This window comes from Rathayibacter sp. AY1D1 (genome assembly GCF_002932635.1).
In the GTDB taxonomy this organism is placed as follows: domain Bacteria; phylum Actinomycetota; class Actinomycetes; order Actinomycetales; family Microbacteriaceae; genus Rathayibacter.
This window is the reverse complement of sequence record NZ_PSVY01000011.1, coordinates 77,913-89,456: the sequence shown is the minus strand read 5'-3', so window position 1 is coordinate 89,456 and position 11,544 is coordinate 77,913. Positions and strand designations below refer to the sequence as shown.

Genomic DNA, 11,544 nt, shown 5'->3' with positions numbered 1-11,544 from the left:
CCCCTGGAGCCCCTCCGTGACGCATCACGAGCACCCGCACGCCGCCACCCGCACCGCCGCCACCCGCACGCTCACAACCGCGCCCGCGCCACTCACCCCCGCACCCTCCGCCTCCTCCCGCCCGGAGCCCCGCGCATGAGGGTCACCGACACGAGCGACCTGTGGTGGCGCACCGCCGTCTTCTACAACCTCGACGTGAAGACGTTCATGGACTGGGACGACGACGGCGTCGGCGACCTCGAGGGCCTCGTCCACCGGATCGACTACCTGGCCGAGCTCGGCGTCAGCTGCCTCTGGCTCGCGCCGTTCTACCGGTCCCCCGGCCGCGACAACGGCTACGACATCAGCGACTTCTACGGAGTGGACGAGCGCTTCGGGCACCACGGCGACGTCGTCGAGGTGATCCGGACCGCCCACGACCGCGGGATGCGCGTGATCGTCGACCTCGTCGTCAACCACACCTCGGACCAGCACCCCTGGTTCCAGGCCGCCCGTTCCTCCCCCGACAGCCCGTACCGCGACTACTACGTCTGGCGCGACGAGCCGCCCGCCGATCAGCCCGCGAACGTGTTCCCGGACGCGGAGGACGGCGTCTGGTTCCGTGACGAGGAGGCGGGCCAGTACTACCTGCACCACTTCTACCGGCACCAGCCCGACCTCAACACCGAGAACCCGGCCGTGCGCGACGAGATCGCGAAGCTCATCGGGTTCTGGCTGCAGCTGGGCGTCGACGGCTTCCGGGTCGACGCGGTGCCGTACCTGATCGAGCCCGGCGCCCGCGACGAGCACGAGTGGCTGCGCCTGCTGCGCCGCTTCGTCTCGCGGCGCTCCGGCGAGGCGATGCTGCTGGGCGAGGTCAACGTGACCCGCGAGGAGCAGCTCGGCTTCTTCGGCGGCGAGGACGCGGACGAGCTGTCGATGCAGTTCGACTTCATCGGCAACCAGCGCCTCTACCTCGCGCTGGCCCGGGAGGAGGCGGCGCCGCTCGTCGAGGCGCTCGCGAGCCGCCCCGAGATCTCCGTCGGCAGCCAGTGGGCGAACTTCGCGCGCAACCACGACGAGCTCACCCTCGACCAGCTGAGCGACGACGAGCGCGACGAGGTCTTCGCGGCGTTCGCTCCGGAGCAGTCGCAGCGGATCCACGGGCGCGGCATCGTCCGCCGCCTCCCGCCGATGGTCGACGGCGACCCGCGCCGCGTCCGCCTGGTCCACAGCCTGGTCTTCTCGCTGCCCGGGACCCCGGTGCTCTACTACGGCGAGGAGATCGGGATGGGCGAGAACGCCGACATCCCGGGCCGCAGCGCCGTGCGGACCCCGATGCAGTGGAGCAGCGCCGCCAACGGCGGGTTCTCGCGCGCCGACGCCTCCGACCTGATCGCCACCCCTCCCGGCGGCGGCTTCGGACCCGAGCACGTGAATGCGGCCGCGCAGCTCCAGGATCCGGACTCCCTCCTGGCCCACGTGAAGGGCCTCGCCTGGCTGTACCGGCGGTCGCCGGAGATCGGCTGGGGCGAGTACACGCACCTCCCCTGCGACGAGCCGAGCGTGCTCGCGCACCGGATGTCCGCGTCGACCGGCACGACCGTCGCGGTGCACAACCTGGCGTCGAACCCGCGCACGGCGCACCTGACGCTCCCCGACACCCCCGCCGGGGCGCGGCTGGTCGACTCCCTCGGCGGCGAGTCGCTCCCGCTCGGCGAGGACGGCGCCGTGTCGGTGCCCCTCGACGGCTACGGCGCGCGCTGGTTCCGCGTGGTCACGGAGGAGTCGCGCCGGCTGGTCTGAGCGGAGGGGCGGGGCTCTTCTCGACAGTCCAGGAGTCCTCGCAGTCGCTCTCGAGTGCGACGACTACTGGACTCTCGAGGGAGGCGGGGCAGGGACGGAGGACGAAAGCACCCACCGCACGAAACGTTACGCACCCCAGTCCACGGCATCGTTGACGTCACCATCCTTTCCCGCCTACCGTGGAGCGCAACGTTTCGCCCCCGCCGCCGCACCAGGAGGATCCGCATGGCCCCCACTCCGCCGAGCCACCGCGTCCTCGCGAGCGGCAGCCGCATCCCCGCGATCGGCGCCGGGACGTTCGGCTCCGACCGCTACGACGCCGAGACCGTCGGCCTCGCGGTCGAGCACTCCCTCCGCGCCGGCTTCCGCCTCCTCGACTGCGCCACCGTCTACGGCAACGAGCCGCGCGTCGGCCGGGCGATCGCCGACTCCGGAGTCGACCGCGACGAGCTCTTCGTCATGTCGAAGATCTGGAACGACGCGCACGAGCCCGCGGCGGCCGTCGCCTCCGTCGAGCGCTCGCTCGCCGATCTCGGCCTCGACGTGCTCGACGCCGTCTTCGTGCACTGGCCCTTCCCCAACCACCACCCGCCGCACGCCGAGACCGACGCGCGCGATCCGCACGCCCGCCCGTACGTCCACGAGGCGTTCCTCGAGACCTGGCGGGCGCTCGAGGGCCTGGTCGACCGGGGCCTCGTCCGGCACCTCGGCACCTCCAACGTCACGATCCCCAAGCTCGAGCGGATCCTCGCCGACGTCCGCATCGCCCCGCAGCTGAACGAGATGGAGCTGCACCCCTGCTTCCAGCAGCCGGAGCTCTTCCGCTTCTGCCTCGACCACCGCATCCTGCCGATCGGCTACTCGCCGCTGGGCTCGCCGTCGCGGCCGGAGCGCGACCGGGTGGAGGGCGACATCGTCGACATCGAGCACCCCGCGGTGCGGGCGATCGCCGAGGAGCGGGGCGTGCATCCGGCCGTCGTGTGCCTCGCCTGGGCGGTGAACCGCGGCCAGATCCCGATCCCGTTCGCGGTGAAGCCGGAGCAGATCGAGGCGAACCTGGCCGCCGCCTCCCTGGTGCTCACGGCCGAGGAGCAGGAGGCGCTGCGCGGCGCCGAACGCAACAACCGTCTGATCAAGGGCCAGGTCTTCCTCTGGCCCGGAAGCACCGGCTGGCTCGACCTGTGGGACGCCGACGGCACGATCCCGGGCTGGAGCGGCTACGGCTCGCCCCGCGCCACCCTGTGACGTGGCCACCTACAAGGACCTGCAGCGGCTGACCGGCCTCTCGCTCTCGACCATCTCGAAGCACTACAACGGGCTCCCCGTGCGCCCCGAGAACCGGGCGGCGATCGAGGCGGCGGCCGCCGAGGTCGGCTTCCGGGTCAACGGCTTCGCTCGAGGCCTGCGCTCGCGGCGCTCCCGCACGGTCGGAGTGCTGCTGCCCGCCCTCGACAACGAGTTCCACCTCTCGATCATCGCGGGCCTCGAGCGGGCCCTGCGCGGAGAGGGCATCGGCGTGCTGGTCGGCGTGAGCCGCCCCGAGCCGGGAGCCGCGGTCGACCTGCTGCTCGAGAAGATGGTCGACGGGATCGTGGCGGTGCCGTCCGCGGGCGACGTCGACGCGCTGCGCCGCGCCTCCGAGCAGGGCACCCCCGTGGTGGCCGTCGACTGGATCGACGACGCACTGGTCACCGATCGCGTCGCGCTCGACAACGCGGGCGCCGGCGCCTCCGCCGCCCGCCACCTCCTCGACCACGGCCACCGCTCGATCGCGGTGCTCGGCGGGGAGGACGGAGTGTCCTCCACCCGGGAGCGGACCGCCGGCTTCCTCGCCGCCCTGGCCGAGCGCGGCGTGCACCCCGCCGCCGACGCCGTGGTGCGCGGCCCGCTGACGGTCGAGAGCGGGGTCGCCGCCGTCGAGCGGATCCTCGCCCTGAGCCCCCGGCCGACCGCCCTGTTCGCCAGCAACCGCGAGCTGACGGTCGGCGCCCTGATCGCCCTCGGCGACTCCGGACTGCGCGTGCCGACGGACCTCTCCGTCGTCGGCTTCGACAACGTCGAGCTGGCCCGCGTGGTCCGCCCGCACCTGACCACGATCGCCCAGCCGACGGAGGCGATCGCCGCCGAGGCCGCCGCCCTCGTCCGCCTCCGCCTCGACTCCGGGGCGGAGCAGCCCGGTCCCCAGGAGCGGAGGCTCCCCGGCCGCCTGCTCGCCGGCTCGTCCGTCGCCCACCTCCACGACCTCTAGGAGCTCCTCTTGCTGACCACGACCCTCCTCCACCCCGAGATCCTGCACGCGCTCGCCCGCGCCGGCCACGGCTCCCGCGTCCTCATCGCCGACGGCAACTACCCCGTCGGCACCACGCTCGGACCGAACTCCGCCCTGGTGCACCTGAACCTCCGGCCCGACATGCTGACCGTCGACGAGATCCTCGACGCCCTGCTCTCGGCGATCGTCGTCGAGGAGGCGACGGTCATGACCCCCGCGCCCGGGATCGACGTCCCCGCGCAGGACGCCTTCCGCCGGTCCCTCGACGGCGTCCCCTTCACCTCGCTCGAGCGGCACGCCTTCTACGCCGAGGCGCGCACGCCCGACGTCGCGCTCACCATCGCCTCGGGCGACCGCCGCATCTACGCGAACCTCATCCTCACGATCGGCGTACGCCCGGCCGACGCGTCCTGAGCGGGCGGGCGGGGCCTCGCCCCGCCCGACCCACTCCCTGAGAGTCCACGAGGCGTTCTCACGGCCGGCATCCCTACTCTGGTCGGCGTGGATCTCGACACCCTCCTCAACATCGGCCTCGTCGTGCTGTTCGTCCTCCTCGGAGGCGTCTTCGCGGGCACCGAGATGGCCATCGTCAGCCTCCGCGAGAGCCAGGTCCGCGCGATCGAGGCCGGCAGCGAGCGCGGCCGGCGCATCGCCGAGCTCGTCCGCAATCCCAACACGTTCCTCTCCGCGGTCCAGATCGGTGTCACGCTCGCCGGCTTCTTCTCCTCGGCGTACGGCGCCTCGACCATCGCGCCCGACCTCGTGCCGCCGCTGCAGTCGCTCGGCCTCTCGGCCTCCGCCGCCTCGACCGTCGCCCTGATCCTGATGACCCTCGTCATCGCGTACCTCTCCCTGGTGCTGGGCGAGCTGGTCCCCAAGCGCCTGGCGATGCAGAAGTCCGTCGCGTTCACCAAGGCCCTCGCGCCCCCGCTCAACGCCCTGGCGCGCCTGATGCGCCCCGTGATCTGGCTGCTGTCCATCTCGACCGACGCCGTCGTCCGCCTCCTCGGCGCCGACCCGCGCGAGAAGGGCGAGAGCGTCTCGGCCGACGAGGTGCGCGACATGATCTCCAGCAACACCGAGATCCACGAGGACAGCCGCCGGCTGCTCACCGACATCTTCCGCGCGGACGACCGCCGCGTCGCCGAGGTGATGCGCCCGCGCCCGGACGTCGACTTCCTCCGCGGCGCGCTCAGCGTGGCCGAGGGCTACGCGGCGGTCCTCGACCAGCCGCACTCGCGCTACCCGGTGGTCGGCGACGACTTCGACGACGTGCTCGGCTTCGTCCACGTGCGCGACCTGATGTCCGCGTTCCCGGAGGCGGGCCGCGCCGGCACCGCGAGCAGCGTCGCCGACATCACCCGCCCGATCCTCGCGGTCCCCGGTACGACGAAGGTGCTCGCGGCCCTGCGTACCATGCGGCAGGACGGCCACCAGATCGCCGTCGTCATCGACGAGTACGGAGGGACCGACGGCATCATCACGCTGGAGGACCTGCTCGAGGAGCTCGTCGGCGAGATCTACGACGAGTACGACGGCGCCCGCCAGGCGGTCGACGCGAAGGCGGCCGAGCAGCTGCACGACGTCGACGGCGGGATGATCCTCGAGGACCTGGCGGAGCAGCTGGGCATCGAGCTGCCCGAGGGTCCGTACGAGACGGTCGGCGGATTCGTCCTCGAACGGATCGGCCGTGTGGCCGTCGTGGGCGACTCGGTGCTCGTCGGCGACCACCTGCTCCGCGTGGCCGAGACGGACCGCTACCGCATCTCGCGGCTGACCCTCGTGCCGCAGCCCGCGTCGGAGCCGAGCCCGCCGACGGCGCCCGCCGTCTGACGGGCGACCGGCCGCGCCTAGGGCAGAGGGCCCTCCACCCAGCGCGTGGCGGCGCGGCCGCGGGCTCCGGGCTGCGCGATCCACAGTCCGCCGGCGTGCGGATGACGCGCCCGCTCGTCCGCCGAGAGGTCGCGCGAGGCGGAGGTGACGACCGCGATGTCCAGGTCCTCGCCCGCGAAGGCGATGCTGGAGGAGTGCGGGGCGTCGATCCTGATGCCCTCGCCCTCGACCGGGCTGCCGTCGGCCTCGAACACGCGGACGCCGCTCCCGCCCCAGACCGCGACCCACACGCGGCCGTCGGCGTCCACGGTCAGTCCGTCGGCGAACACGCCCTCCTCGAGCTCGACGAAGGGCTCGCGCGGGCCGTGCTCGGCGTCCGCGTAGGAGCGGCGGTGGATCACGCCCGACTCGGTGTCGGCCGAGTACAGCACAGAGCCGTCCGGCGAGAAGCCGAGTCCGTTCGAGAGCCGCAGGTCGTCGTCGAGCACGGTGACGGATCCGTCGTGCTCGATGCGCAGCAGGACGTCGTCGCCCGCCGACTCGCCGAGGGTCAGCGAGCCGACCAGGAGGCGCCCCTGCGGGTCGATCGTGCCGTCGTTGAAGCGGTGCCCCTCCTGCAGCAGCTCGGAGCCGCGCGTGAGGGAGCCGTCGACCTCCAGGATCGCGAGCCGTCGGGTCAGCGCGACGAGCGTCCGCCCGTCGCCCAGGGGCAGCGCGGCGCCGACCTGCTCGCCGACGTCGGTGCGCGAGATCGCTCCGATCCCCTCCGCGGTGACGGGGGCGGACAGGACCGCGCCGGCCTCGATGTCGACCCAGGTGAGGCGGGCGGTGTCCGGATCCCAGACGGGCCCCTCGCTGAGGACGTAGGTGGGGGTGCCCGCGGGCGTCGCGTCGATCATGCCTCCACGCTAGGCCGAGGAGGCGGGCGGTGTCAGGCCCCGCGGGACGGATCCGGGCTCGCGTCCACCGCGCCGCGCTCCGGATCCGGACCGATGAGCTCCGCGCCGCGCTCCTCCTCCGGGCGGGCAATGATGCCCGGAATACACCCGCTCGGCGGTCCGTGACAAGGGGTGAATAGCCCGGCGATATGGAGCCGCCCGCGGGTCTAGTGTCGTCTCGCCGCGCTCGGGACAGCGTTCCTCCGCAACGACGCCGGGGCGACAGGAAGGCGCTCGCCATGTCGACATCCACCAGTCCGCGCGGCCCGGTCCGGAGCCTCGTGCCCGCCCGCATCGACAGGCTCCCCTGGACCCGCTTCCACTGGTCGATCGTCGTCGGCCTCGGCTTCTCGTGGGTGCTGGACGGCCTCGAGATCCAGATCGTCGCCTCCGCCGGCTTCGCGAAGGAGTTCGGGCTCTCGGCCTTCGAGGTCGGCCTGCTCGGCACGATCTACCTGTGCGGCCAGATCGCGGGCGCCCTGATCTTCGGGCGGCTGAGCGACAAGCTCGGGCGGCGCAAGCTGTTCATCCTGACGCTCGTCATCTACCTGGTCGCCAGCGGCCTGGCGGGACTCGCGCCGAACTACGTCTTCCTCGCCGTGTTCCGCTTCTTCGCGGGCATGGGGATCGGCGGCGAGTACGCGGCGATCAACTCCGCGATCGACGAGCTCATCCCCTCCAAGTACCGCGGCCGCGTCGACATCGCGATCAACGGCACGTACTGGGGCGGCGCGGCTCTGGGTTCCGCGGCCAACCTGTTCTTCCTGAACGACGCGCTCTTCGCCGAGAACGTCGGCTGGCGCCTCGGCTTCTTCCTCGGCCCGATCCTCGGACTGGCGATCATCTACCTCCGCCGCCACATCCCCGAGAGCCCCCGCTGGCTGATGACGCACGGCCGCGAGGAGGAGGCGGAGCGCACCGTCGACGAGATCGAGCGCCGAGTGGAGGCGGAGGGCGGCGTGCTCGAGCCTGTCGACGACGCGAAGGCGATCACCGTGAAGGCGACGGAGAGCATCCCGTTCCGCACCATCGCCCGGGTGCTGCTGCGGCAGTACCCGAAGCGGACGCTGGTGGGCGCGACGATGATGATCACCCAGTCGTTCCTCTACAACGCGATCTTCTTCACCTACGCGCTGGTGCTCGAGAACTTCTACGGAGTCGAGCAGAGCGCGATCTCGTACTTCTTCTTCCCGTTCGCGATCGGCAACCTCGTCGGGCCGCTGGTGCTCGGCCACCTGTTCGACGTGTGGGGCCGGCGGAAGATGATCTTCCTCACCTACGGAGTCTCAGGAGCGGTCCTGGCCGTCTCGGCGGTCCTCTTCAGCATGGACGTCCTGACCGCGACCACGCAGACGATCCTCTGGTGCGTGTCGTTCTTCTTCGCCTCCGCCGGAGCCTCGAGCGCCTACCTCACCGTGAGCGAGATCTTCCCGCTCGAGCTGCGCAGCCAGGCGATCTCGTACTTCTTCACCCTCGGCCAGATCGCCGGAGCGGTCGCCCCCGCCCTCTACGGCGCCCTGATCGGCGACGGCAGCGACCGCGGTCCGCTGACGATCGGCTACTTCGTCGGCGCCGCCGTGATGATCCTCGGCGGCGTGATCGGCCTGATCTTCGGCGTCGACGCCGAGCGCCGCAGCCTCGAGAGCATCACCGAGCCCCTGTCGACCGTGAAGTCCTGAGGGCGGATCGCCGCCTGCCGTCCGAGCGCCGCCCGGGAGCGGCTCTCGGAGCCGGCGTCTCGGAACCGGCGCTCCGGAGCCGGAGTGGGCCGGCGTCAGTGGGCCGGGCGGTAGCCGGTCCGGTCGTCGGGGGTGATCTGGCGGAGGACGCGGGCGGGGACGCCGGCGGCGATGGTGAGCGGAGGGACGTCGCGGGTGACGACGCTGCCCGAGCCGATCACGGCCCCGTCGCCGATGGTGACGCCCTGGTTGATCGTGACGCCGCCGCCGATCCAGACGCCGTCGCCGACGACGACCGGCTTCGCGGTGCAGGCGCCGGCGGCGCGCTCGGCCGGGTCGAGGGCGTGGTTCGACGTGTAGATCGAGACGCGCGGGCCGAACAGCACGTCGTCGCCGATCGTGATGGGGGCGCCGTCGAGCAGGATGCAGTCGAAGTTCGCGTAGAAGCGGTCGCCGATCGTGATGTTGAACCCGAACTCGCAGCGGAACGTCGGCTCGAGGTGCGCGTCCGCGCCCACCGAGGCGACGAGCTCGCGGAGCAGAGCCTCCCGCTCGACCGGCGAACGCCCGAAGCTCGCGTTGTACGCGTTCGAGGCGAGGACAGCCCGCTCGCGCGCGGCGACCAGCTCGGGGGTCATGTCGTCGTACACGGCGCCGGTCAGGATGTGCGCGCGCTGGTCCTCGAGGGTCATCGTCGTCCGTTCGTCGGTGTCGGCGCCCCGACGGGCGCCCGCGCCCACGCTACGGGGCCGCCGCGCGCCGGGACACCGCCTCCTCCGCCGACGCACCGCTCCTGCCGCGGTGTCTCGATGACGGAGAGGCGTCTCGGCGGAATCCCGCAGCAGGAGCGGCACCTCCGCGCCGCCACGCCCCCGCCTCGCAGCAGGCGTCAGCCCACGTGCACGCCAGGCCGGCGGTCGCGGCGGGACTCCGCGCGGCGGAGGACCTCGCGGGTGACGGGGGCGACCTCGCCGGTGCCGGTGATGAGGAAGCGGAACATGTTCGAGATGGGGCCGCCCTCGGTCCACTCGAAGTAGACGTCCGGGATCACGCCGGTGAGGTCGCGGATCTCGAGCAGCACCGTGGCGATGGTGTTCGGGATGTTGCCGCTGGTCACCGTCAGCACGCGGAAGCCGTGGCAGACGCGGCCCTGCACGACCAGGTCCTCCTCGAAGTCGGAGGAGTCGGTGGTGTGCACCTCGAGGAAGAGCACCGGGCCGCGCATCGGCAGGTTGCTGTCGCGCTGCTCCTCCGCCAGCTTGTCCCGGTACTCCGCCTCGGAGCCGTCGTCGGGCTCGTTCGCGAGGATGCGGATCACGCCGTAGTCGTCGGCGTCCGTGGTGAGGAAGTCGATCGCTGCGGCGTCGAACGCCACGGAGGTGGCGCGCAGCTGGAACGAGCGGTGCACCCGCGAGACGAGCGAGACCGCGAGGATGCCGACGATGAAGACCGCCGCGATCCGCACGCCGTCGGGCCTCTCGACCACGTTCACGACCGTCGTGTAGACGAAGACCAGCGCGATGACCGCGAAGCCCACGGCGCGCTTGCGCTGCTTCCTGCGCTTCGCCGAGAGGAACACGGCGACGGACGCGGAGGTGATCAGCACCAGCACGCCGGTCGCGTAGGCGCCGCCCTGCGCGTCGACGTCGGCGCGGAAGAGGATCGTGATGACGAAGGCCACGACGGTGAAGACGAGCACGAGCGGACGGACGGCGCCGGCCCACTGCGGCGCCATGCCGTAGCGGGGCAGGTAGCGCGGGACGATGTTGAGCAGGCCGGCCAGCGCGGAGGCGCCCGCGAACCAGAGGATGCAGATCGTCGCGACGTCGTAGACCGTGCCGAAGCCCTCGCCGAGGTACTCGTGCGCGAGGTAGGCCAGCGCGCGGCCGTTGGCCTCGCCGCCCGGCTGGAACTGCGCCTGCGGGATGAGCAGCGTAGTGACGAAGCTCGAGGTGATGAGGAACGCCGACATCGTGACGGCGGCGGTGATGAGCAGCCGCTTCGCCCCGCGGATGCGGCCGACGGGGGCGTCCTCGGTGTCGCCCGCGTCGCCGCGGATCTGCGGCATGACCGCGACCCCGGTCTCGAAGCCGGAGAGCCCGAGCGCGAGCTTGGGGAACACGATGAGCGCGATGCCGACCATGATCAGCGGATTCCCGTGCTGGGTCGTGAGCGCCGACCACCAGTCGCCGATGACGACGGGGTTCTCGGCCACGTGCCCGATCGCCACGGCGATCACGATCGCGTTGAGCAGGAGGAACACGGCCACGAGCACGACCGCGATCGAGATGGCCTCGCGGAACCCGCGCAGGAACACGATCCCCAGCAGGGCGATCAGCCCCAGCGTGAGCGGCACCTCCGCCCCGTGGAACCAGGCGGGGGCGAACGGGTTCTCGACCGCGTGCGCCGTCGCGTCGGCCGCCGAGAGGGTGATCGTGATCATGAAGTCGGTGGCCGCGAACCCCAGCAGCACGAGCACGAAGAGCTTGCCGCCCCACCAGGGCAGCAGGCGCTCGAGCATCGCGATCGACCCCTCGCCGCGGAAGCTCTCGCGGGCCACGCGGCGGTAGACGGGGAGCGCGCCGAGGAGCGTCAGCACCACCAGGACGATCGTCGCGAGCGGAGAGACGAGGCCCGCGGCGAGCGCCGCGATGGCCGGCTGGTAGCCGAGGGTCGAGAAGTAGTCGACGCCGGTGAGGCACATGACGCGCCACCACGAGTGCGTCCTGCCGGTGGCCGCGTGGGGGCCGGGGTGCGCTCCGGAGTCGTCGCGGAGGCCCTCGAGGAGCCACGCCTTCACCCCGCCCGCGCGCGCGGAGGAGAGAGGGGAGGGTTCGAGGGCGTCGGGGTCGCCACGGACGACGGAAGAGGTCACTGGATGTTTCTACTCGCCGTGAGGAGCGCGCCCGCCCGGAATGAGCGGATCCTCACGCTTTCCTCACGGGTAATCGGCTGGGGAGGGACGTCGGCGCGCGATCCCGCGTCGTGAGGGGGTCGTGAGCGTCGCGCGAGCGGACCGTGCGGATCGGCCCGGTACGCG

Annotated in this window: 9 protein-coding genes; 6 read left to right on the top strand and 3 right to left on the bottom strand. The window is 72.1% G+C overall.

Going from position 1 to position 11,544, the window contains the following annotated elements; translation table 11 throughout:
- The first annotated feature begins 135 nt into the window (after nt 1–135).
- The 5 genes from C5C56_RS09610 to C5C56_RS09590 all read left to right on the top strand — a co-directional run bounded on the left by C5C56_RS09610 (nt 136) and on the right by C5C56_RS09590 (nt 5,887).
- Nucleotides 136–1,785 carry an alpha-amylase family protein gene (locus C5C56_RS09610; protein WP_104317843.1) on the top strand — a complete coding sequence of 550 codons (1,650 nt, stop codon included), beginning with the start codon at nt 136–138 and terminating at the stop codon, nt 1,783–1,785.
- Between the two features lie 225 nt (nt 1,786–2,010).
- The gene (locus C5C56_RS09605) at nt 2,011–3,030 is read left to right on the top strand and encodes an aldo/keto reductase (protein ID WP_104319475.1); all 1,020 of its coding nucleotides are present in this window, start codon (nt 2,011–2,013) and stop codon (nt 3,028–3,030) included.
- Between the two features lies 1 nt (nt 3,031).
- Nucleotides 3,032–4,033, top strand: coding sequence for a LacI family DNA-binding transcriptional regulator (locus C5C56_RS09600; RefSeq protein WP_104261685.1), 1,002 nt, complete (start codon nt 3,032–3,034; stop codon nt 4,031–4,033).
- A gap of 9 nt (nt 4,034–4,042) precedes the next feature.
- Nucleotides 4,043–4,468 carry an RbsD/FucU family protein gene (locus C5C56_RS09595; protein ID WP_104225080.1) on the top strand — a complete coding sequence of 142 codons (426 nt, stop codon included), beginning with the start codon at nt 4,043–4,045 and terminating at the stop codon, nt 4,466–4,468.
- 87 nt (nt 4,469–4,555) lie between these two features.
- Nucleotides 4,556–5,887 (top strand): hemolysin family protein, encoded by a 1,332-nt coding sequence (locus tag C5C56_RS09590; RefSeq protein WP_104319474.1) that lies wholly within the window; start codon nt 4,556–4,558, stop codon nt 5,885–5,887.
- A gap of 17 nt (nt 5,888–5,904) precedes the next feature.
- Here C5C56_RS09590 and C5C56_RS09585 read toward each other — a convergent pair whose 3' ends face one another.
- Complete coding sequence (locus tag C5C56_RS09585) at nt 5,905–6,786, bottom strand: SMP-30/gluconolactonase/LRE family protein (protein ID WP_104269764.1); 882 nt, start codon at nt 6,784–6,786, stop codon at nt 5,905–5,907.
- Nucleotides 6,787–7,064: 278 nt separating this feature from the next.
- On the opposite strand from C5C56_RS09585, the gene C5C56_RS09580 reads away from it, so the two are divergent.
- Complete coding sequence (locus C5C56_RS09580; protein WP_104319473.1) at nt 7,065–8,504, top strand: MFS transporter; 1,440 nt, start codon at nt 7,065–7,067, stop codon at nt 8,502–8,504.
- A gap of 95 nt (nt 8,505–8,599) precedes the next feature.
- On the opposite strand, the gene C5C56_RS09575 is transcribed toward C5C56_RS09580, so the two are convergent.
- Nucleotides 8,600–9,196, bottom strand: coding sequence for a sugar O-acetyltransferase (locus C5C56_RS09575; protein ID WP_104261687.1), 597 nt, complete (start codon nt 9,194–9,196; stop codon nt 8,600–8,602).
- Between the two features lie 197 nt (nt 9,197–9,393).
- Nucleotides 9,394–11,379: an amino acid permease gene (locus C5C56_RS09570; RefSeq protein WP_374954274.1), complete on the bottom strand. Its 1,986-nt coding sequence runs from the start codon at nt 11,377–11,379 to the stop codon at nt 9,394–9,396.
- Nucleotides 11,380–11,544: the final 165 nt, after the last annotated feature.

Bases quoted from the DNA above. Each gene is read 5' to 3' on its own strand.
- C5C56_RS09610 (WP_104317843.1), top strand. From the start codon at position 136: ATGAGGGTCACCGACACGAGCGACCTGTGGTGGCGCACCGCCGTCTTC.
- C5C56_RS09585 (WP_104269764.1), bottom strand. From the start codon at position 6,786: ATGATCGACGCGACGCCCGCGGGCACCCCCACCTACGTCCTCAGCGAG.
- C5C56_RS09575 (WP_104261687.1), bottom strand. From the start codon at position 9,196: ATGACCCTCGAGGACCAGCGCGCGCACATCCTGACCGGCGCCGTGTAC.
- C5C56_RS09580 (WP_104319473.1), top strand. From the start codon at position 7,065: ATGTCGACATCCACCAGTCCGCGCGGCCCGGTCCGGAGCCTCGTGCCC.
- C5C56_RS09605 (WP_104319475.1), top strand. From the start codon at position 2,011: ATGGCCCCCACTCCGCCGAGCCACCGCGTCCTCGCGAGCGGCAGCCGC.